This window comes from Bradyrhizobium sp. USDA 4510 (assembly GCF_054059095.1).
Window position 1 is genome coordinate 8034972 of sequence record NZ_JBSSBT010000001.1, and the last position, 22207, is coordinate 8057178.

At 65.1% G+C, this 22207-nt stretch carries 20 protein-coding genes; 12 read left to right on the forward strand and 8 right to left on the reverse strand.

Translation table 11 applies throughout. The features are described from left to right. The first annotated feature begins 181 nt into the window (after positions 1-181). Positions 182-1045 carry an acyl-CoA thioesterase II gene (tesB, locus tag ACVMDN_RS37350; protein ID WP_016841424.1) on the forward strand — a complete coding sequence of 288 codons (864 nt, stop codon included), beginning with the start codon at positions 182-184 and terminating at the stop codon, positions 1043-1045. An 87-nt stretch (positions 1046-1132) separates the two neighbouring features. Here the strand turns inward: tesB and ACVMDN_RS37355 are convergent, their stop codons facing one another. Then, complete coding sequence (locus tag ACVMDN_RS37355; protein WP_076833643.1) at positions 1133-2023, reverse strand: DUF4339 domain-containing protein; 891 nt, start codon at positions 2021-2023, stop codon at positions 1133-1135. A 329-nt stretch (positions 2024-2352) separates the two neighbouring features. Between ACVMDN_RS37355 and ACVMDN_RS37360 the strand changes: the two genes are divergently transcribed. The 5 genes from ACVMDN_RS37360 (at position 2353) to ACVMDN_RS37380 (ending at position 5682) form a co-directional block, all read left to right on the forward strand. Continuing rightward, positions 2353-2691 carry a P-II family nitrogen regulator gene (locus ACVMDN_RS37360; RefSeq protein ID WP_028335836.1) on the forward strand — a complete coding sequence of 113 codons (339 nt, stop codon included), beginning with the start codon at positions 2353-2355 and terminating at the stop codon, positions 2689-2691. Between the two features lie 146 nt (positions 2692-2837). Beyond that, the gene (locus tag ACVMDN_RS37365; protein ID WP_076833844.1) at positions 2838-4157 is read left to right on the forward strand and encodes an ammonium transporter; all 1320 of its coding nucleotides are present in this window, start codon (positions 2838-2840) and stop codon (positions 4155-4157) included. Between the two features lie 178 nt (positions 4158-4335). Further along, a complete protein-coding gene (locus ACVMDN_RS37370; protein ID WP_016841428.1) occupies positions 4336-4650 on the forward strand; it encodes an ArsR/SmtB family transcription factor in 315 nt (104 codons plus the stop codon). Next, the gene (locus ACVMDN_RS37375; protein ID WP_076833645.1) at positions 4647-5003 is read left to right on the forward strand and encodes an SRPBCC family protein; all 357 of its coding nucleotides are present in this window, start codon (positions 4647-4649) and stop codon (positions 5001-5003) included. The genes ACVMDN_RS37370 and ACVMDN_RS37375 overlap by 4 nt, the downstream gene beginning before the upstream one ends. Before the next feature lie 52 nt (positions 5004-5055). Further along, positions 5056-5682, forward strand: a complete 627-nt coding sequence (locus ACVMDN_RS37380; protein WP_057020311.1) for an ATP-dependent Clp protease proteolytic subunit — start codon at positions 5056-5058, stop codon at positions 5680-5682. Positions 5683-5710: 28 nt separating this feature from the next. Here ACVMDN_RS37380 and ACVMDN_RS37385 read toward each other — a convergent pair whose 3' ends face one another. The 6 genes from ACVMDN_RS37385 to ACVMDN_RS37410 are packed head-to-tail and all read right to left on the reverse strand — an operon-like array spanning position 5711 to position 13445. After that, positions 5711-7516, reverse strand: coding sequence for an alpha/beta fold hydrolase (locus ACVMDN_RS37385; RefSeq protein ID WP_076833646.1), 1806 nt, complete (start codon positions 7514-7516; stop codon positions 5711-5713). Further along, a complete protein-coding gene (locus ACVMDN_RS37390) occupies positions 7513-10023 on the reverse strand; it encodes a glycoside hydrolase family 2 protein (RefSeq protein ID WP_200844513.1) in 2511 nt (836 codons plus the stop codon). Before ACVMDN_RS37390 ends, ACVMDN_RS37385 begins: the two co-directional genes overlap by 4 nt. Positions 10024-10067: 44 nt before the next feature. Continuing rightward, on the reverse strand, positions 10068-11066 hold the full coding sequence (locus ACVMDN_RS37395) for a DUF1839 family protein (RefSeq protein ID WP_076833650.1): 999 nt from the start codon (positions 11064-11066) through the stop codon (positions 10068-10070). A 1-nt stretch (position 11067) separates the two neighbouring features. Further along, entirely contained in the window at positions 11068-11991 is a 924-nt protein-coding gene (locus tag ACVMDN_RS37400) for an amino acid--[acyl-carrier-protein] ligase (RefSeq protein ID WP_028335830.1), read from the reverse strand. Position 11992: 1 nt separating this feature from the next. Beyond that, a complete protein-coding gene (locus ACVMDN_RS37405; protein ID WP_371852180.1) occupies positions 11993-13195 on the reverse strand; it encodes an acyl-CoA dehydrogenase family protein in 1203 nt (400 codons plus the stop codon). Between the two features lie 4 nt (positions 13196-13199). After that, a complete protein-coding gene (locus ACVMDN_RS37410) occupies positions 13200-13445 on the reverse strand; it encodes an acyl carrier protein (protein ID WP_076833653.1) in 246 nt (81 codons plus the stop codon). Between the two features lie 658 nt (positions 13446-14103). On the opposite strand from ACVMDN_RS37410, the gene ACVMDN_RS37415 reads away from it, so the two are divergent. From ACVMDN_RS37415 to ACVMDN_RS37425, 3 genes are all read left to right on the forward strand, one after another. Continuing rightward, positions 14104-14442, forward strand: coding sequence for a P-II family nitrogen regulator (locus tag ACVMDN_RS37415; RefSeq protein WP_024583097.1), 339 nt, complete (start codon positions 14104-14106; stop codon positions 14440-14442). A gap of 39 nt (positions 14443-14481) precedes the next feature. Continuing rightward, on the forward strand, positions 14482-15930 hold the full coding sequence (locus ACVMDN_RS37420; protein ID WP_057020316.1) for an ammonium transporter: 1449 nt from the start codon (positions 14482-14484) through the stop codon (positions 15928-15930). Between the two features lie 199 nt (positions 15931-16129). Beyond that, a complete protein-coding gene (locus ACVMDN_RS37425) occupies positions 16130-16534 on the forward strand; it encodes a GFA family protein (RefSeq protein WP_028342016.1) in 405 nt (134 codons plus the stop codon). A gap of 164 nt (positions 16535-16698) precedes the next feature. Here ACVMDN_RS37425 and ACVMDN_RS37430 read toward each other — a convergent pair whose 3' ends face one another. After that, positions 16699-17172, reverse strand: a complete 474-nt coding sequence (locus tag ACVMDN_RS37430) for an NUDIX domain-containing protein (protein WP_076833655.1) — start codon at positions 17170-17172, stop codon at positions 16699-16701. 179 nt (positions 17173-17351) lie between these two features. On the opposite strand from ACVMDN_RS37430, the gene ACVMDN_RS37435 reads away from it, so the two are divergent. The 3 genes from ACVMDN_RS37435 (at position 17352) to ACVMDN_RS37445 (ending at position 21988) form a co-directional block, all read left to right on the forward strand. Beyond that, the gene (locus ACVMDN_RS37435) at positions 17352-18578 is read left to right on the forward strand and encodes an aminotransferase class I/II-fold pyridoxal phosphate-dependent enzyme (RefSeq protein WP_076833657.1); all 1227 of its coding nucleotides are present in this window, start codon (positions 17352-17354) and stop codon (positions 18576-18578) included. Between the two features lie 16 nt (positions 18579-18594). Continuing rightward, entirely contained in the window at positions 18595-21069 is a 2475-nt protein-coding gene (locus ACVMDN_RS37440) for a DNA translocase FtsK (RefSeq protein WP_076833658.1), read from the forward strand. Positions 21070-21169: 100 nt separating this feature from the next. Beyond that, positions 21170-21988, forward strand: coding sequence for an outer membrane lipoprotein carrier protein LolA (locus ACVMDN_RS37445; protein WP_028335823.1), 819 nt, complete (start codon positions 21170-21172; stop codon positions 21986-21988). Positions 21989-22207: the final 219 nt, after the last annotated feature.

Genomic DNA, 22207 nt, shown 5'->3' on the forward strand with positions numbered 1-22207 from the left:
TCTCAGACTATGCTTGCTACCTGATAATAGCTGGGCGAAACAGGGGCCAGAAACAAGGTCACGAACCTAACGGACGTCATTCCGGGGCGATGCGTCAGCATCGAACCCGGAATCTCGAGATTCCGGGTTCACGCTTGCCCGTGCCCCGGAATGACCGTTCAAGTCAAACCGAAAGCCGCCGATGTCCAAGAGCCTGATCGACCTGCTGTCCATCCTCGATCTCGAGCAGCTCGAGGTGAATTTGTTCCGCGGCAACAGCCCGAAGACGAGCTGGCAGCGCGTGTTCGGCGGCCAGGTGATCGGCCAGGCAATGGTGGCGGCCTGCCGCACCGTCGAGGGCCGGCTGCCGCACTCGATCCATTGCTACTTCATTCTGCCCGGCGATCCGCAGATCCCGATCATCTACCAGGTCGAGCGGCTGCGCGACGGCAAGAGCTACACCACCCGCCGCGTCACCGCGATCCAGCACGGCAACGCGATCTTCTCCATCATGGTGTCGTTCCATGCCGAGGAGGAGAGCAACTTCAATCATCAGGAGAAGATGCCCGACGTGCCGCCGCCGGAGAAGCTGACCGCGGAGGAAGTGTCGAAGCAGCCGATGTTCAAGGAGATGCCGGAGTTCATCCGCCGCTATTACGAGAGCGACCGGCCGATCGAGCTGCGCCCGGTCGAGCTCGGCCGTTATTTCGGCCAGAAGATCGACGACGGCCGCATCCATGTCTGGATCCGCACCGCGGCCAAGCTGCCCGACGATCCCGCGCTGCATCTGTGCGCGCTCGCCTATGCGTCGGATTTCTCGCTGCTCGATGCCGTGATGGCGCGCTACGGCCGCACGCTGTTCGACAAGCGCATGATGCCTGCGAGCCTCGATCACGCGATGTGGTTTCACCGCCCGTTCCGCGCCGACGAATGGCTGCTCTACGCGCAGGATTCGCCGAGCGCGCAGTCGGGCCGCGGCCTGACACGCGGCCTGATCTTCAAGCCCGACGGCACGCTGGTGGCGTCCGTCGCGCAGGAAGGATCGGTGCGCGAGCGAAAGGCGTAGCGCTCACAGCGCGATCCGGAAAAAGCGCGGAGCGGTTTCCGGAGGCCTCACGCTCGAACAAAGCCGGTCGGCACGATGCGGTCGCGCTTACTGGCCGGCGTAGGCACCGCGCTCGGTCAGCGCGAATTGCGAGACGAACCAGTTGCCGTACCAGCGCAGCACCCACGGAATCGGGATCAGGAAGCCGCAGGCGATGGTGAACACGATGGTTCGCCACAGCACCTCGATGCCGGACGCATTGAAGCTGACCTCGCGACGCGTGCCGTCGATGTTGCGGCAGATCCAGCGCATCCAGGCGGTCAGCACCCAGGCCCAGCCGATGATGGTGATGGCCGAGACCACCATCGCCACGTACCAGCCGACATAGGCGACCGGGCTGCCCTTGAACGAGATCGGCAGGTCCTGGCCGCTCGAGCTGAGATGGCCGATGATCCAGCGCACGATCATCCAGCTCAGGAAGCCCTGCAACAGCAGCGAGAGCAGCGTCACGATGTTGCTGTCGGCCGCGCCGGCATAGGTCAGAAGGCCGAGCACGATGAAGACCCACCAGATGTCGAGCGGCTGCCCGGTGAAGGCGAAATGCGGCCGGCCCGGCACGCGGATATAGGGGATCGCAAAGCGGTACAGGCCGGTCGCGGTCCACGGCGCCGGGATGACGAGAATCTGGCCGATGAACATCAGGAGGCTGCGGCCGAACAGGCCCCAGATCGGGAAGTCGGCGGACAGCGTGCCGCCGCTATAGCTTCCGGACGCCACCACCGGCGGCGGTCCGCCGGCTTGCGGAAATACCGGCGGCGCGCCGGCGCTCGGGACGAGGCCCGGAATCTCCCCGGCCTTCTGCCAGCCGGCCATGCCCTCGGTCCACACCAGGGTGTCGGCCCCCACCGTGCCCCGGGTGATCAGGTCGCGGAGCTGGGTTTCAGGCAGGGGGCCCTTTTGCTGGCCTTCGGATGCATAAAACCAGTTTCGGTTCGACATTTCTTGTTTCCTCGGGGCGCGCGCACAGGGACACGCGATAGGCGAAACGAACCAGCAAGAGCGCTGGCCGGGGCGGGAAAGCCACATTGTGGCCGAGCGTTTCCATTCCGTACAGTGAGGGAGCACACGCGCTGCGCATGTTTTCCGCTTCAGCCTGCAAGTTTTTTATGCCATTTGCCCAGAAAGCTGCCAGATTTGGCGGACGCAAGTGCCGCTCAGGGATGGCAAATTGCCGCTCCGGGAGGCAGCAGGTGCCGGCTCGCGGGACGGCAAGTGCCGCTCCGGGACGGGCGCACACGGAAAACCTCAAGGGAATGAAGGCCTGAACCATGAAACTCGTCGTCGCGATCATCAAACCGTTCAAGCTCGATGAGGTGCGCCAGGCGCTGACCGCGATCGGCGTCCACGGCATGACTGTGACCGAGGTGAAGGGCTATGGCCGCCAGAAGGGCCACACCGAGATCTATCGCGGCGCCGAATATGTCGTGAACTTCCTGCCCAAGCTTCGGATCGAGATCGCCGTCGATACCGAGCTCGCCGACAAGGCGGTCAGCGTCATCACCGAGCACGCCCGCACCGGCCAGATCGGCGACGGCAAGATCTTCGTGACGCCGATCGATCATGCGCTGCGCATCCGCACCGGCGAGACCGACAACGACGCGCTCTGAACCCTGGAGCCTGATCCCTCGCGACAAACGCGGAAAGCGTTTGCGCGGAGATCATGCCCAAACAAAACGATCGAGATCATCGCCGGCAACGACGCCGGCGCAGCCACAACCGCACACCAAGAAACGACGACCGCCGGGGAATGATGATGGGGGCACGAGCTCTTCGTGCAGCGATATCAGCTGCGCCGATCACTGCTGCAATCCTGTTCGCGCAAGCCACGCCGGCCTTCGCGCAAGATTCGGCATCCAGCTCCGGCGTCAACGCCGCCGACACCGCCTGGATGATCGTCGCCACCGCGCTGGTGCTGATGATGACGATCCCCGGACTGGCGCTGTTCTACTCCGGCATGGTGCGCAAGAAGAACGTGCTGGCGACGATGGCGCAGAGCCTCACCGCCGTTGCGCTCGTCTCGATCCTCTGGGTCACCTTCGGCTATTCGCTGAGCTTCGTCGGCGACGGTCCTTGGCTCGGCTCGCTCGATCGCTGGTTCCTGGCCGGCATCACCATGGACAGCATCAATCCGGCGGCGAAGACCATCCCCGAAGCGCTGTTCATGCTGTACCAGATGACGTTCGCGATCATCACGGTGGCGCTGGTCGCAGGCTCGGTCGCCGACCGCATGCGGTTCTCCGCCTATGTGCTGTTCTCGATCGGCTGGTTCATCTTCGCCTATGTGCCGCTGGCGCATTGGGTGTGGGGCGGCGGCTTCCTCGCTGCAACGGGCGTGCTGGATTTCGCCGGCGGTCTTGTGGTGCATCTCTCCGCCGGCATCAGCGGCCTGGTCGCGGCCAAGGTGATGGGCAACCGCCACGGCTATGGCCATGACAATCTTTCGCCGTTCGATCTGTCGCTCGCGGTGGTCGGCACCGGCCTGCTCTGGGTCGGCTGGTTCGGCTTCAACGGCGGTTCGGCGCTCGCGGCCAATTCGCGCGCGGTGATGGCGATCACCGCCACCCATCTTGCGGCCTGCGCCGGCGCGCTGACCTGGGGCGCGATCGAATGGGCGACGCGCCGCAAGCCGTCGGTGCTCGGCATGATCTCGGGTGCGGTCGCGGGACTCGGCACCATCACCCCGGCATCCGGCTTCGTCGCGCCGTGGCACGGCGTCGTCATCGGCATCATTGCCGGCCTGGTCTGCTTCTGGGCCTGCACCTGGCTGAAGCATCGCTTCAAGTATGACGACTCGCTCGACGTGTTCGGCGTGCACGGCATCGGCGGCCTGACCGGCACGCTGCTTGCCGGCGTGTTCGCGGCCTCGGCGATCGGCGGCACGTCCGGCCTGCTCGAGGGCAATCCGAAGCAGCTGCTGATCCAGCTCTACGGCGTCGCGGTCACCTTTGTCTGGTGCGGCGGCGTCACCTTCGTGCTGCTCAAGCTGGTCAGCGCCTTCGTCCCGCTGCGCGTCTCGATGCAGCAGGAGCTCGAAGGTCTCGACATCTCCCAGCATGGCGAGGCGCTGCAGTAAGTAGCCGAGGCGGCGGTGGCAGCCGGACTCACGGGGCCAGGACGACGACACCGGCCACCGCGAGGGCGAATTTGTAAAACAACCCCATGCAAAGGACCCGAGCGCCGCGACGTCACGAAGTACGGCGCGAGCAAGGTTCGGGCTTGCACGACACATAAGTGTATGCTTATGTGTCGTCATGGTCGACACCGACATCTTCAAGGCGCTGGCCGATCCGACCCGCCGCAAGGTCTTTGAGAAGCTGGCCGGCGGCAGTCTGAACGCCAGCGCCTTGCGCGACGGACTTGAGATCAGCCAACCGGCAATGTCGCAGCATCTGGCGGTGCTGCGCGCGGCAGGGCTGGTGCGCGAGCAGCGACAGGGCCGCTTCGTGAATTATGAGGTCGACCCGGACGGCATCGCCAGCATCGGGACCTGGCTTGCCCGCTACCGCGCCTATTGGCCGAAGCGCATCGAAGCGCTCTCCGATCTGCTGAAGGACATGGATCAATGAGCGACACAGTTGAGCCTGATCATGCCGACGCCGACCTGATGCTCGAATACGAGCTCGATGCACCGCCTGAAAAAGTATGGCGCGCGGTGACCATTCCGGCTCTGCGCGAACGCTGGCTCCCGGATTGCGATCTCGCGGACGCTGAACCCCTGTCATCGATCGCTGGCGAAGAGGTGCGCTTCCGGCTGCGCGAGTCCGAGCCGCCGTTTCGCGAAAGCCATGTCACCTTCCGGATCGAGCCGAACGAGGCCGGCGGCACAAGGTTTCGCATCGTCCAGCAAGCCTGCGACATCAGGGCAAAACAGCCGCAACCGGCCAACAGCAACAACCGCACAATGATGCGCGCGGCCTGATCCTCAACCTCACCTACCGAGACTTCATCACCTGCAGCAATGGAGGTCGCCGATGCGCGACATGATGCAACTCGTCCCTATGGTCGTCGAACAGTCGAGCCGCGGCGAACGTTCCTTCGACATCTATTCCAGGCTCCTGCGCGAGCGCATCATCTTCCTGAACGGCGAGGTCAATGATGCGATGTCCGGCCTGGTCTGCGCGCAGCTGCTGTTCCTCGAAGCCGACAACCCCAACAAGCCGATCAACCTCTACATCAACTCCTATGGCGGCGTGATCACCAGCGGGCTTGCGATGTACGACACCATGCAGTTCATCAAGGCGCCGGTGCACACGCTGTGCATGGGCACGGCGCGCTCGATGGGGTCGTTCCTTTTGATGGCCGGCGAGCCCGGTCACCGCGCCGCGCTGCCGAATGCGAGCCTCCACGTGCATCAGCCGCTCGGTGGCTTCCAGGGCCAGGCGTCCGACATCCTGATCCATGCCACCGAGATGCAGGAGACCAAGCGGCGCATCATCCGGCTCTATGCGCAGCACTGCGGGCGCACCGAAGCCGACGTGGAACGGACCCTGGATCGCGATCACTTCATGTCCGCGCAGCAGGCGCTCGAATGGGGACTGATCGACAAGGTCTTCGCCGAACGCGACGCCGCCGAAAAACATGATCCGGTGCCGCGCTGATCTTCGTAGCTCGAGCGGCCAAGCCGTTTCATGACAGCGCCATCGATTTAGGCTTCACCTCGGCATGCTGCGCCGTGACCCGCACGGCATCGGGACGGCTCGATCCTCCGCGCCTGCCGCCGCCGCGGTGGTCGATCAGGCGCGCGACGACAGCGCGCCGCGCATGACGAGGCGTCAGCGAATGGTCGGCGTTCGGCAGCGTCAACCGCGTGACGCCAGGGATACTTGTGAGCCGTTTGCCGTCCTGACCGAAATGCCGTGCGATCTCCTGCAGGCTGAGATCGCCGTCCGAGGTGACCATGAGGACGCGCACGCCGCGGCTACAAAGCTCGCGCATCCAGCGCTCGACGCGGTTACGACCAAGCAAGGCGGACGGATGCATCGCCGACAGCGTCGACTTGACGGCTTCCAATCCGCGCCGCACCAGCCGCCTGGCGCTATCTGACACTGACAGCCTCCAGGCGGACCTGGTTGTCATCGCAGACCCCTCCTCCGGCCCGATCTGCGGCTGGCTTCCGCGATTCGCCTTGGAGGCTTCGTATGCTTTCCAGGCCGTAAGCTCCAGCGCGTAGGAACTGTTCCAGGCAAAGCAGAGCGGGTTGATCATGGTCAGGGCGCGGACGCGGCGGTCCGCGCGCGCAGTGTGAAAGGCCTGGAAGGCGCCCGAGCATATGCCCACAAGCTCGACTTTGGCAAAGCCCGCCCGCTGCATCCAGTCAATCGCCGCGCCGACGTCGAAGCGGGTGCGGGAATCATAGAGGAACAGACGATTGCTCCCGGCATCGTCGCTCAGGCCGAGGCCCGGCAGGTCAATGCGTAGCGACGCCACGCCGGCGGCGGCAAGCTCGCGCGCCGCCTCGACCGTGCCGCGCGCCCAACCGACATGCGGCACGCCGCCGGAGTTGAGGAAGATGACCGGATCGGCCGCAGCATGGCCGTCACGTGGCCGGGTCAGCACGCCACAGATCAATGGCGCCTGCCTGATCACAACCGGCTCTTCCGTGTAGTGCGATCCCTCCAATAGTTCGTGGCCGGTCAGGGACTCGACGCCCTGAGCTACGCCGGCGACGGCCCGGTCGGACAACCAATCCGCCCAGCAATCGACAACGTCGGCCGGGATCCGGTTCGCGGTCGGGTCGCACATGAGCAGGTGATAGTCCTTGAACTCCGCGATTGTCGCGCCTTCGAAAGAAGTTCGACCGTCGCGGATTTCAGAGCCTGCCAACGGCTTTCCGTTCGCGATCAAAAGCATCGGCAGGGGCGGAAGGGCCGCGACGGCCCGCCGCCAATCCAGCCTCGATAGATCGGCGAGCGTCTCATGCGAAAGCCGGAAGCCGACGACCTCGCGGCCCTCGGCGAACGTCGCGTCGCTTGCGGCGCTCTTGGCGAGCGACCCATCGATCACACGCGACATCGCGGTGATTTCGCGCACATAGGTTTTTCCGGAACTCGGTGGCGCAAGCAGCGCAAGGCCTGCCACGTCGTCCCGCCCCGCCGCAGCGAGCGGGGCCAGCAGCGCGCCGAGACGGAAGCCGGCGAGGATGACATCCTCCACGCCGCAATCCCGCTTCAACCGGTCGATCGCCGCGCCGATGCTTGCGGTCCAGGCCATCACCCGGCCCGGCGCCGAATGGTCGCCGGCAGCGTCGCCACAACCGGGATAGTCAAACAGCAGGACAGGCAGGCCCGCCGCGGCCGCCCTGTCGGACAACAGCTTCAGGAATCGGCGACTGCACAGATCCTCATGACCATGCGCGCCGGCGATGACAACGCCCCGCCGCCCCTTCGCTACGTTCAGCCAGCCGATGGTATCGGCAAAGACAACTGGTTTCATGTCATGCTCCCGGCGGACTCCCTTGTCCGCACGACTTCCAATTCTTCCGCTCTCGGCACCTCGTAGCTCGCGTCGCGATCGGCATTGAGCGCTGTCACCGCGCCGCCAGGTGTCGCCAGGGACGGACCGTCAAGGCCGACCTCCCGCTCGATGCCCGGCATCAGGTGGAAATTGTTCTCCGTTGGAACGAACCGATCGTCCTGGACGGAGACGTGGTAGGCCGCGCGTTTGCAGGCCAGCCGCAGCCGCCACGCGTCCTTCCGACGCACCAAACTCACAGTCAGGCCGACGTCGCGCTGCGCGGTCATGACACCCGGCAGCACATGGAAGGCCTCGGCAAAGACCTTCCCGTCGTCGCCTTCCAGCCTTGCAACGGTGACTTCATGGCCGGGCGGCCCGAAGCGATAGGCGTAGGAAATATCGAAAAAGGCGCCGAGTACCGAGAAGGCCGAAAGCGACAGGCCGCCGTGCGCCGGCACGCTGATCGGTTGGCGCGCCGACACCACCGGCGTGACGCCGTCCCGCAGACAGGTCAGCGATAATGTCGCCCGAACGGTCTGCGCGGTATCGTTGACGGCATGGACGGTCAGCCCGTTGACGCCCTCGTCGCTCAGGATCAGCCGTAGCGGGGCAAATGCCCGCCTCAGCCCGTGCCAGACGGGCTTAGGCCGGCCGGTCGAATCGACCACGCCCCAACCCGCGCCCGGCCGCAAGTCCTTCCAGAAGAACAGCAGCGCTCCAGCCGTCGGCGAACAGGGTCTGCGCCATTCGTCGATGGTGCGCTCCACTATCTCGGTCGTCACCGCACGGGAGAGCTCGAGATAGCGTCTGGTATTTTCGATGCGCAGCCGGCGCGCGTCGACGGAAAAAAGCGTTTCCAGATAGTGCTCGCGCACATCCTCGAAGTCCCACGACGCGCCGACGTCGCGCGGCACACCCGCCTTCCAGCGCGGATCGTGCACCGGCGGCACCGGCAGATGCGCATCCAGCGTTGCCTGGTCAGGCACATTGGCAAAGGCAAGACATTCGCTCGCGAAGCGCACTTCGGCCCGGCGCGCGTCATCCAGCGGCCGGCAATAGGCGCCGACCCCGTAATAATGCATCGGCCCGCCATCAGCCGTGAAAGGCAGGTTGCCGCCGGATGGCGATGACGTCACAAGCACCAGGTCGGGACGCTTCGCTTCAGCGATGGGGCGCACCACCTTGTCGAACCAGGGCGTCGGATCCATCGACATCGGCATGCCCATCATCGCCGCCTGCTGTGCCACCTCGCTGCCGCCGCACAGAACGGCGAGTGACGGCGAATGCCTGAGCCGCCCGAGCAAATTCCCGACCTCGCGCGAGAGCGACGCCTGCCAGACTTCGTCCTTCGCCGGATAGTCGAAATTGGCGAGCATCAGATCCTGCCAGACCAGGATGCCCATCTCGTCGCAGAGCTCGTGAAACGCGTCGCTCTCGTAGACGAACGTGCCGCCGACCCTGAGCATGTTGACGCCCGCCCGTCGTGCAAGATCGAGGTCGCGCGTGATCTCTTCGCGTGAGGACGGCAGCCGCACCGGGTCGGACGGCGTCCACACCGCGCCGCGACAAAAGACGGATACGCCGTTGACGACCAGCCGAAAGCCGCGTCCGTCGGTGCCGCGATCGATCTCGATATGCCGGAAGCCGACGCGGCCGAGCGCTACTCGCATCGAGCCTAGCGTGACGACAACCTCGTGCAGCGCCGGATCGCCATGGCTGCTCGGCCACCATGGCCCAACGTTCGCAATATCCAGTTTCGCCGTCAGCCGCGTCGCTGTCTCCGAGGTCAATGCGGCGACAGCGCCCGCGCAGGCGACCATGGCCGGCGCGTCATCAAACGGCTCGTCCAGCGTGATCGCGACGGAAAGATGCCCTGTTGTGCCGGCGAGGTCGGCCTGCATTTGCACATCGCGCACGCCTCGCCGGTTGGTATCGCGGATCAGCTTGATCGGTCGCCATGGTCCGACGATGTCGAAGCCAGGGGACCAACCCGGCATATGGCCGATCAGCGTGGTCCGTACGAGCCTCAGCCGCTGATCGTCGATCATGCGCGGCCGCCAGCGCGCACGCGGACCGGTCAGGGTTTCCAGATGGCGGTCGAGACTGCGGAATGCGATGGCCAGTTGCTCGCCGCCGGCAAGCGTCAGGGCCACATCATGGCGCTCGAACATCGAGGTCGAGGACAGCACGAGGCGATCGTCGAGCCAGACCTCTGCAACCGTCGCCAAGCCGTCAAATACGAGACGGGCCGGGCCGGTGACGTCGAGCCGGCGACGATACCAGACGTCCTGGTCGTGCAGCGGAGTGGGATGGTTGCGGTCCCAGCGGCCAAGCCGTTCCAGCGCAGCAGCGGCCGTGCCGGGGCACGCCGCCTCCAGCCATTCGGCGCTGCCGTCGATCGCCGCCGGAGACGCCCACGCGCCGGCCGGCGAGACGACCATGCACCAGCCGCTGTCCAGAGGCTCGGCCGTGTCGGTCGTCGACACCAAAGCGTCCATACACATGCATTCCCATGACCGGCGGGCCGGTCCTACGCTGCCTTGCTGGCGAGATCCGCCATGCGACCATCCAGAGCGTTCATCACCGTTTGCCAGGCCTTGGCCATCGGCCCGATGGCGTCCGCGAGCCCATCGAACCGATGCCGGGCCATGGCGCGGGCGAGCTTGAATTGCATGACCTTGGCGCCCTCGGCGATTGCCGCGGCGGCTTCGATCGCCTCGGCCAGACCGGTCTCGCCGTGCCGTCCCAGCCATTCCAGATGACTGGAGAGGAGTTCGAAATTGGCGCCCACCTGCCGCAACGTGTTGAAGGCGTAGATGTGAAAATACTCCGGTGACCGGGCAGCCAGTGCCTCGGCATGGCCGCCGAACACGGCCGCATAGGCATCGAGCGGATTGCGCTTCGGCCTGCGCCGCAGATGCTGCGCGAGGATTTCCGTGGCTGCACTGACCGGATCGCGCGAGGGGCGCGTGGTGTCGAACTTGACGAACTCGGCATAGGGAAACAGCGGCAGGCCGCCGGCCGGCGCGCCGTTGCGCTGCCCGAAAATGCCGTCATAGTCCTCGCCGTCCAGGGCGAAGTAGCCGTCGTTGTGGAAGTAGGCCATGTGGCGGCGCCCGGGAACGAGGACGTTGACGCCGATCGTCGTCTTGGAATGGCCACTGCGATAGGTGATGCCCTTCGTGTCGGGCAGGTAGAAGGCATCGACCTCGACCAGCGGCAGCCGCCCGCGCTCGATCTGGTTGAGAACGTGCGCCTCCAGACGATCGAACACGGACAGTTCCTGGATATCCAGGCCGGCCAATCGCTGCAGGTCGGCCGTCGGGAATTTGAAGAACGTGAACTGGTCGCCTTCGAAATCCTGCGCCACGGTGAAGCCGAGCGCAGCGACCGGGTCATTCCCGTTCGCATGCATGACTTCGATCAGAAGATCGACATAGCAGTTGGTCTGCGGCCATCGCCGCTCCGGATCGTGTAGCCGGTGCGGCTTGTAGTCGGCCGGATCGAGCCCGGCGATGGCACTCTGCATTTCAGTTGCCCCAAAGCGTGTCGCGCACGGAAGCCGGCCATGCCTCGACCTCAGGGCCGTGATGGCGGAACAGCGCGAGCGCCACGCGCTCCAGCCCGAAGCCGACGCAGGCCGAGTGGCACAGGCTGCCATCCGCGAATTTGAGGCCCCAGGTCTGGCCAAAATGGTCGCGATGATAGTTGAAGGACAAGCAGGCCGTCGGTTTCTCGATGCTGGTCACCGGGATCAGCAGCTCGAACTTGAGTCCCTCGTCGCGCTGGTTGTTGGCCATCATCTTGCCGCCGCGACCGAAGAACGGATCGTTGGCGAGATCAACCTCGCAGGGCAGGTCGAGGGATTCGATCATCGCCTTGCCGCGCTCCAGCCAGCTTTCGCGGAAGGCGCACACCTGCTCGGCCGTACCGATGCGGACGAATTCGCGCATGCGGAACAGCTGCATGCGCGCGGGATCCTTGGAAGGCTCATGACGGAAGCAGTAAGAGGAAAGCTCGAACAGCACACCGTCATCGGGCACCGGACCGCGCGCGGCAACGGTCGGATAGAGCGGATAGCAGGCGGCTGGCGTCAGCACGACGTTGGTCGCTTGCTGCAGTTCGGTCCAGTCCTCTCCCGCAGCCATCATGCCGAGAAGCTGCGCATGCTCGCGCTCGCCGCCCATGAAGGAATGCACGCAGCCTGCAAGCTGGGGGAAGCTTTTCATATAGCCACTGCCTTCAAGCGTGGCGCGGCTCATGCCCGGCGGGAAGTGGATGCGGGTTGCCTTGTCTGGCGCTCCGATGCTGGTCACGAGCCGCTCAAAGCGCTCGATCACGTCTTCGAAAACGCCGGAGCGGCCATAAAGCCCGTCTACTCCGGTCTTGAACAGGATGCTCTTGTCGAACAGGGTGTCGAGCAGGCTCTTGGCATCGAACGTCTTGGCGTCCATCTCAACCTCTCAGGCTGGTGTCAAAGCGGCTCATCAGCAGGAGCGTCGCGGTGTTGGAAAGAATACGGTCGTTCGAAATCATCAGCGGCGCTGAGCTCACATCGCGCAGGTGTCTGCCGACGCTGAACGGCGTGCCGTTCTTGTAGCCGACGATGCCGTTGATCAGCATGGCGAGCCGCACGATCGCCCCGGCCTTCTCGCTCGCGGCGACCTTCAGCGCGTTGATCTCGGCGGTAAAGCCAATCGAGGAGAGCGCGTCGTCATTGCCCTTGGCCGCATCGAAGCGGTCAATGGCGGCCGTGAGATGACCCTTCATCTCCTGAAGCAGGGCGGCCGCCTCGGCGAGCCGAAGCGCGCCCGGCGGCAGACTTCCATCCGCCTGCTTGCGCGCCGCAGCCTTGACGAATGCTTGCGCGCGATTGAAGGCATCGGTGGCGATACCGAACCAGGTCGCCGCCCAGAAGATATGCGAGCTCGCCAGCATCGACTGTGCCGCGATCTCCGAGAACGGCTTGGGGAAAATCTGCGCCGCGTCACCGTGCGCGACGAGATGAAAACCGTCCGAACAGGTGCCGCGCATTCCGAGCGTATCCCATACGGAGGTGCGCTCCAGCGTGCGGTTCAGGTCCGCGGGAATGACAACCATCACCTGATCGGAGCTTGCCGCGTCGGGAGCGCGCCGCGCCGTGGCAAGAATCGCGTCGGCGTGGCGGCCGTAGGAAATAACGGTTGCTTCCTTTGTCAGCGAGAAGCGGCCGTCTGCCACTTCGACCGCACAGATCGAATTGCGCAGATTGCCGCCGATGCCGGCTTCCGTGGTCGCCGAGGCCATCAGCAACTGCTCCGCCGCAATGCGGCGCATATAGGCCAGATGCCAGTCGCTGGCGCCGCCATGGCTGACGAAGCTCGACGTCTTGATCTGGTGCATGGCGTAGATCATGGCGCTCGAGCCGCAGGCCTGGGCGAGCTGAACGATCAGCTCCGCGATCTCCATCGTGCCCAATGCCTCCCCGCCATGCTCGACGGGAATCGCGACGCCGAGCAGGCGCTCGCGCTTCAATGCTTCGATGGTATCGGCCGGGAAGCGGCCCTCACGGTCTACCGCATCGACCTGCTGCGCCGCGACCTTGGCGACCCGACGCATGCGCTCGGCCGGCGTGGCGGCAGAGGCCGGCACGGGCTCCATCTTTCTCACCACGCTCATGGTCTTACGCCGTCCGCTGTGTCAGCCGTGAAACGGCGTCCGCGACGTTGGCGAGCGACGAGAAGGTCCGTCGCGTGAGCATCGCTTCGGGAAATTCGATGTTGAACTCTTCCTCGAGCGCCAGCATCACCTGCACCGTGGCGAAGGATGTCAGCCCTGCGTCATAGAGATTCGTGTCGTCGGTGATTGTGTTGAAATCCAGCGAAATCATCGGCTGCTGCTCGAGCAGCGCGCGGATACGATCAATCATTGGTTGCCCCACCTGTCATTGAAGTTCTTATGCGGCGGCAATAGCGCAACGACGGCAACCGCGGCGTTAACGCCGGAACGACAATGTTACAGACAGCTAACGATCGGTAACGAGCGCCGGCAAAAGTCCAGCATTGCTGTCCGGTCGGGCGTACCTGATGCGAGCCCTTGTCCGCTTCGCGCAGAACGACGCGGCGAGGATGCCCGCAACTGTCTTCGCGCTGGTCCCGTTTCGGGTGGGAACCCAAACAAGCCGATGAAGCCCAACATCAAATTCCCATCGCGCAATGGTCCGACAGACGCCAATGGCGAAATGATCGAGAGGGTGTTCGCGGACCGCGGGGCGAGCCCGGAAGCCCTCGCCGGATACCGCCTGCTGCCCCGCGGCTGAGCAGAATTGTGTCCGGAGTTAGCCGTGCCTGCGTTCTAGACAGGTCTGACCATATTTTAGGCGCGGCGGAATAGCGCAGGGGCACCTCCCACCCGTAAAGCGGGAAAAGGTCCGGATTCATAATCCATTAGCGAGCTCCGGCCGTTTGGCACGGCATTTGATTCTAAGGCTCCAGGCTGTGCCCGCGTAGTGGATGTCCTCCGCGTGGTGAACCTCAGTCGAAACTCCCGGTGTTCATTCGCACCGGGCCCAAGCGGGGATAGGACTCATGAAAATTGTTATGGCGATCATTAAGCCATTCAAGCTGGAAGAGGTCCGTGACGCCCTGACCGCCATTGGCGTTCACGGTCTCACGGTGACGGAAGTCAAGGGGTACGGCCGTCAGAAGGGTCACACGGAAATCTATCGCGGCGCCGAATATGCCGTGAGCTTCCTGCCGAAGATCAAGATCGAGGTCGCGGTCAACTCCGATCAGGTCGACAAGACCATCGACGCCATCACCTCCGCCGCCAAGACCGGCCAGATCGGCGACGGCAAGATCTTCGTCATCAGCCTCGAACACGCCGTGCGCATCCGCACCGGCGAGGCCGATGCCGCGGCCCTCTGATTTCGCGCTCAAACCTTAAGACCTCAGGAGTGAAATAACATGACGTTCAAGCGTCCCTATGGCGCGGGACTGGCGGCCCTTGCAGTCGGCCTGTTCGCCGCGACCGCCGCCTACGCCGAGCCGACCGTCAACAAGGGCGACAACGCCTGGATGCTGACCTCGACGGTGCTGGTGCTGCTGATGACCATCCCGGGCCTCGCGCTGTTCTATGGCGGCCTGGTCCGCTCCAAGAACATGCTCTCGGTGCTGGCGCAGGTGTTCTACACGGTCTGCCTCGTCACCGTGCTCTGGGCCCTCTACGGCTACAGCCTCGCTTTCACCGGCGGCTCCGACTTCATCGGGGGCTTCTCCAAGGCCTTCCTGATGGGCGTCACGCCGGACTCGAAGGCGGCGACCTTCTCGGTCGACGCCAACATCTCGGAACTCATCTATATGTGCTTCCAGATGACGTTCGCGGCGATCACGCCGGCCCTCATCGTCGGCGCCTTCGCCGAACGCATGAAGTTCGCGGCGATCGCGCTGTTCATCCCGCTCTGGGTGACGCTGATCTATTTCCCGATCGCGCACATGGTCTGGTACTGGCCGGGCCCGGACGCGATCCAGGATGCCGCCAAGGCGCTCGCCGCTGCGGCTGACGGCGCGGCGAAGACCGCGGCGCAGGCCAAGCTCGACGAGATCAACGCCGATGCCGGCTGGATCTTCAAGAAGGGCGCGATCGACTTCGCGGGCGGCACCGTCGTGCACATCAACGCGGGTATCGCCGGCCTGGTCGGCGCGCTGCTGATCGGCAAGCGGACCGGCTACGGCAAGGAGCTGATGGCTCCGCACTCGCTGACCATGACCATGATCGGCGCCTCGCTGCTCTGGGTCGGCTGGTTCGGTTTCAACGCCGGCTCCAACCTCGAAGCCAATGGCGGCGCTGCGCTCGCCATGACCAACTCCTTCGTGGCCACTGCCGCGGCGGCGCTGGCCTGGATGTTCGCGGAATGGATCATCAAGGGCCATCCCTCGCTGCTCGGCGCGCTCTCGGGCGCGGTCGCGGGCCTCGTCGCGGTGACCCCGGCGGCCGGCTATGCCGGCCCGATGGGCGCCATCGTGCTCGGCCTCGTGGTCGGCGTGGTCTGCCTGTTCTTCTGCACGGTCGTGAAGAACGCGCTCGGCTATGACGACTCGCTCGACGTGTTCGGCGTCCACTGCGTCGGCGGCATCGTCGGCGCGCTCGGCACCGGCATCCTGGTCAACCCGGCGCTCGGCGGTGCAGGCATCATCGACTACACCGCGATCCCGCCGAAGGTCGCCGATTATGACTTCGCGGCGCAGATGATCTCGCAGGTCTGGGGCGTCTGCACCACGCTGGTGTGGTCGGGCATCGGTTCGGCGATCCTCTACAAGATCGTCGACGTGATCGTCGGCCTGCGCGCCAACGTCGAGACCGAACGTGAAGGCCTCGACATCACCGAGCACACGGAGCGCGCCTACAACATGTGAGTTCTCCCGGGACTCTGGCTCCCTCCGGGGCCGGGTCCAGAACTACGGTTCGGGCACATACCCGGCAATGTCCGGACCGTTGAGGGGCTCCAGCGCAAGCTGGGGCCCCTTTCTTTTTTCCGCTGCTTGAGAAAATATTGTCGGAATTGCCTGCCATTGTGGAATGACAGGCTACAAACAACGAAAGCGGGAGGACGTCATGAAGGTGCAAGGCAGATGCTACTGCGGCAACGTGCGCTATGAGGCCGAGGGCGAGCCGATGATGGCGGCGCAGTGCCTGTGCCGCGAATGCCAGTACATCACGGGCGGCGGACCGAACATGTTCATGGCGATGCCGACCACCGGCTTCAAATACACCGCCAGCGAGCCCAAGCAGTTCACCCGCAAGGATCTCGACCGCGCCGTGACCCGCGAGTTCTGCCCGGAATGCGGCACGCATCTCGTGACCAAGGTGCCGGGCCTGCCCGCCACCATCCTGAAGGTCGGCACCTTCGACGACCCCTCGGTGTTCACCCCGCAGATGACGATCTACACCTGCGACAAGCAGACCTTCCACCATGTGCCCGATGGCAAGCCGTCGTTCGAGAAGCTGCCGGCGCGGTAGCCGTCACCCATCGCGCGCGTAGCCCGGATGGACCGGAAAATTGGAATCGTCATGGCCGGGCTTGCCCCGGCCATCCATCCCGCTTCGCAAGACTCTGGCTTAGTCGATGGATGCCCGGGTCAAGCCCGGGCATGACAAGTTGTGGGTCACGCCATGGAGCCGCGTCAGTCGATCAAAACTTCCTCATCCGGCAGCTCGCTTGGCGCGCCGTTGCACAAATAGCGCTCCAAGATGTCGGCAAGCGACAGCGGCGTCAGGCGCTCGCTCGCACCGGGTAGGTCGGCGATCGACCACCAGCGGAAGCAATCGAGCACGCGCGCCTCGGCCTCGTCGGCCATCACCGGCGTGAAGCGATCCGCATGAACGATCCGGTATTCCTCTTTCTGGGAAATCCGCCTGCCGCCCCAGTTGAAGGTGTGGTGCCGCCGCCATAATGCGGGCCCGGGCTCGAAATCGATCAGCCCCAACTCCTCGGCCAGTTCCCGCTGCAACGTCGCTTCAGCCGTCTCGTCGCCCTCGACGCCGCCGCCCGGCGCGATCCAGAAGCAGTCGCCGCCGTGCGGCGAGCGAATCCGCATCAGCAGGACTTCGCGCTCGCCGGTGATGATGAGCGCCCGGACGGCGCGGCGGTGGATCATGTCTCGGAGCAATTTCGATGCGGTGCCTTGGGATCAGCGCGGATATCACGCGTCGGCCGATCGTGCCGCACCGCCGATGGTTAATCGCGTCTTAACCTCGCCCTATCTATGGTGACTTGATCAGTTTACGGTCGGCGCCCCTACCCTCCGACCGCAGTGAAAGTGCTGGCATTTCAATCATGGCAATGACCGCCTCATCCGGCTTGGCGCAGGGCGCCGGCGATGTCGCATCCGCCGGCCAGGCCGAGCGTTCCCCTTTCCTGCGCACGACCGAGCTGCTGGCGCCGTATCAGCCCGCCAAGCCCTTGATTACGCTGTCATTAGGCGAGCCGCAGCACCCGGTGCCCGATTTCGTCGGACCGGTGCTGGCAAAACATACCGCCGATTTCGGCCGATACCCGATCGCCAAGGGCATCGAACCGTTCCGCCGCGCCGTCGCGACCTGGCTGGGAAGCCGGTTCCAGTTGCCGCGACCGGTCGATCCGGAGAGCGAGGTGATGGTGCTGAACGGCAGCCGCGAGGGGCTGTTCTTTGCCGCGATATCAGCCTCGCGCTACGTCGCGCCGCGCAAGGGCCGGCCGGCGATCCTGATGCCGAACCCGTTCTATCCGGCCTATGGCGCCGGCGCCCGCGCGGCCGGCTGCGAGCAGATCTACCTGCCGACCACGCTCGCTAACGGTTTCCTGCCCGACCTCGATTCGATCGACGAGGCGACGCTGGCGCGCACCGTCGCGTTCTTCATCGCCTCGCCCGCCAATCCGCAGGGCTCGGTCGCCTCGCGCGCCTACTTCACACGGCTGAAAGAGCTCGCCGATCGCTATGGCTTCATCATCCTGAGCGACGAGTGCTACTCGGAAATCTACACCCGCGAGGCGCCGGGCAGCATTCTCGAATGCGCCGGTCCCGACTTCAGCAATGTCGTGGCGTTCCAGTCGCTGTCGAAGCGCTCGAACCTGCCGGGCATGCGCGTCGGCTTTGCCGCGGGCGACAGGAAGTTTCTGGCCGCATTCCACGAGCTGCGCAATGTCGCCGCACCGCAGGTGCCGGTGCCGCTGCAGCATGTCGCGGTCGCCGCCTATAGCGACGAGGCGCATGTCGAGGAGAACCGCCGGCTCTATCGCATCAAGTTCGATTTCGCCGACCAGATCCTCGGCAACCGCTACGGCTACAAGCGTCCCGCCGGCGGGTTCTGCGTCTGGCTCGACGTCTCCGAGCGCGGCGGCGACGAGGCTGCGGCGGTCAGGCTCTATCGCGACGCCGGCGTGCGCGTGATTCCCGGCAGCTATCTGGCGCGCCAGCAGAACGACGGTTCCAATCCGGGCGCGGGCTATATCCGCCTTGCGCTCGTCTCCGACAGTGAATCGACGGCCGAGGCGATGCATCGCCTGGTCGAAACCCTGGGTTAATCGCGAAGCGCGAAGATTGAGTATGCCAGCGATCGAACGTGTCATCCCCCTGGTCGGCCATCTGCCGCTCTCGCTCCGCGAGGCGCTGGCGCGACGGCTGCGCGAACTCACCGGGCTCGGCCTGATCGCGCTGTCCGGCGCCATCACGGCGGCGCTGATGACCTGGTCGGTGCAGGATCCGTCGCTGAGCCACGCCACCTCGCGCGCGATCCGCAACGTGCTCGGCTATCCCGGCGCGATCGGCGCCGACCTCCTGATGCAGATTCTCGGTCTCGGCGCGATCATGCTGCTGCTGCCGGTCGCGGTGTGGGGCTGGCGGATGCTGACGCATCGCCCGTTCGACCGCGAGGCGCTGCGGCTCGGCTGCTGGATCCTGTGCACGGTGATCGCGGCGGGCTTCGCCAGCTGCTGGCCGCACAACACCGCATGGCCGCTGCCGACCGGGCTCGGCGGCGTGGTCGGCGACGCGCTGCTGCGTGCGCCGGCCGTCGTGTTCGGCCCGCCCGGCTTCATCTATCGCGTCGTGCTCGGCCTGATCCTGTTCGTCGCGATGGCGGCAAGCTTCCTGTTCGCCTGCGGCTGGGGTGCCAAGGAGCAGGACGACGAGCTGACGCCGATCTCCGACGACGACGAGCCGTTCGTCGAGGAAGAAGACAACGACCGCAGCTCGGTCTCGCTGGGCTGGCTGTTCCATGCGCTGATGAGCGCCAAAGCGCGGCTCGGCTGGCTGCTGACCACCGCCTACAAATCGCTGGTCTCGAGCGGAGCCCAGAGCCGCAGCGCTGCGTTCGAGCGCCAAGAGCCGAATATCGGCGGCGGCCGCCCGGCGCCCTCGATCGCGCCCGCGCATGAAGACCATGATGAGGACGAGGCTGAAGCTTTCGACGACGATGAGGAAGAGGAGGACGAGGAGGACGAAGCTCCCGCCGCCCGCGCCCCGCGCAAGAAGGCCGAGCCGAAGAAGAAGAATTCCGACAAGTTCGAGCTGCCCTCGGTCTCCGTGCTCAGTGCGCCGAAGGCCAGCGATCGACAGCCGCTGAGCAAGGCCGAGCTCGAAGCCAATTCGCGCTCGCTCGAGGGCGTGCTGCAGGACTTCGGCGTGCGCGGCGAGATCGTCAAGGCCAATCCCGGCCCGGTGGTCACGCTGTACGAGCTCGAGCCGGCGCCCGGCATCAAGTCGTCGCGCGTGATCGGGTTGTCCGACGACATCGCGCGCTCGATGAGCGCGCTGTCGGCCCGCGTCGCGGTCGTCGCCGGCCGTAACGCGATCGGCATCGAGCTGCCCAACGCGCATCGCGAGAAGGTCTATCTGCGCGAGCTTCTGGTCGCCAAGGAAAGCGTCGATTCGGTTGCGAAGCTGCCGCTGTGCCTCGGCAAGACGATCGGCGGCGACCCCGTCATCATCGATCTGGCGCGCACGCCGCATATGCTGATCGCCGGCACTACCGGCTCCGGCAAATCGGTCGCGATCAACACCATGATCCTGAGCCTGGTCTACCGGCTGCGGCCGGATCAATGCCGCCTGATCATGGTGGATCCGAAGATGCTCGAACTCTCCGTCTATGACGGCATCCCGCATCTGTTGACGCCCGTCGTCACCGATCCGAAGAAGGCGGTGGTGGCGCTGAAATGGGCCGTGCGCGAGATGGAAGAGCGCTACAAGCGGATGGCCAAGCTCGGCGTGCGCAACATCGACGGCTACAATGCGCGCCTCGTCGAAGCCAAGGCCAAGGGCGAAGAGCTGACGCGCACCGTCCACACCGGCTTCGACAAGGAGAGCGGCAAGGCGATCTACGAGGAAGAGAAGCTCGACCTCGAACCGCTGCCCTACATCGTCATCATCGTCGACGAGATGGCCGACCTGATGATGGTCGCCGGCAAGGATATCGAAGGCGCGGTGCAGCGCCTCGCACAGATGGCTCGCGCCGCCGGCCTGCATGTCATCCTTGCCACGCAGCGTCCGTCGGTCGACGTCATCACCGGCACGATCAAGGCGAACTTCCCGACCCGGATCGCCTTCCAGGTGACGTCGAAGATCGACAGCCGCACCATCCTTGGCGAGATGGGCGCCGAGCAGCTGCTCGGCCAGGGCGACATGCTCTACATGGCGGGCGGCGGCCGCATCAGCCGCGTGCACGGACCGTTCGCCTCGGACGAGGAAGTCGAGAAGGTCGTGCGTCACCTCAAGACGCAAGGCGCACCGGAGTATCTCGAAGCCGTCACCGCGGAAGAGCCGACCGACGAGGACGGCGCCGTGTTCGATGCCACCGGCATGGGCGGCGACGGCGGCGGCGATCTGTTCACGCAGGCGGTTGCGATCGTCAAGCGCGACCGCAAGGCGTCGACCTCCTACATTCAGCGCCGGCTGCAGATCGGCTATAACCGCGCGGCCTCGCTGATGGAGCGGATGGAACTTGAGGGCATCGTCGGTCCGGCGAATCACGCCGGAAAGCGCGAAATCCTGGTCGGGGAGGAAGAAGGCCAGTTCTGATCGGGGACGATCATCACGGAAAAACCATATCTCCCTCGGAAGAGGCGGGATAAAATCCGGCGCAGCGGGACGAGCGTCGAACAGAGACCTGACATATCTGATGGCAAAACACCTCATTGACCGCGGCACGCGCACTGCGCTCGCTCTTCTCGTCACCGCCGCGATCGCCGGCGCTGCGACTGCGCAGAATGCGCCGCCCCCGAAGCCCGCGCCCAACGCCGGATCCAAGGCTGCGCCAAAGAAGGACGCCGGCGCGCAGACCAATGCGGACAAGGGTCCGACGACGACGGGCGCCACCCAGGCACCGCCGAACCCGGTGATTCCCGATCCGCGCCGCAACGTGCCCGCCAACATCTTCCAGACCTTCGACGCCAACCAGAAGGCGCAGGCTGCCAAGGTCTCGGCCTATCTCTCGTCGCTGCAAACGCTGGTCGGAAATTTCGTCCAGGTCGGCCCCGACGGCACCAAGACCAAGGGCGATTTCTACATCCAGAAGCCCGGCAAGCTGCGCTTCGAATATGACGATCCGAGCCCGATCGAGGTGATCGCGGACGGCTCCTCGGTCGCGGTGCGCGACCGCAGGCTCGCCACCCAGGACGTCTATCCGCTGTCGCAGACCCCGCTGCGCTATCTGCTGTCGGACCGCATCGACCTGATGAAGGACACCAACGTCATCAGCGTCACCGCCGACGACGTGTTCGTCAGCATCACGATCGAGGAAAAGCAGGCGCTGGTCGGCACCAGCCGCTTCCTGCTGATGATCGGCGCCAAGGACGGCAAGCTCAAGCAGTGGACCGTTACCGACCCGCAGGGCTACGACACGACAGTTGCGGTCTACAATCTCGACGCGACGCAGAAGCCCGATCCGGCGCTGTTCAAGATCGACTTCACGACCTATCCCGGCACCTCGCCGGGCTGATCGCCTTTCCTTCTCCCCCGCCCCGCTCTTGCGGGGTCGAGACGAGCGAAGCTCGCTCTTGGAGGGTTGGGTGAGGGGCTGCCTCCACGAATCCGAAAGACGCGAGTACGCGGTGAGTCCCTTCACCCGGATCACATTGCGCTTCGCTCCATGCGATCCGACCTCTCCCCGCAAGCGGGGCGAGGTGGGAGCCTCCCTGTGGACAATTGAAATCCGCAC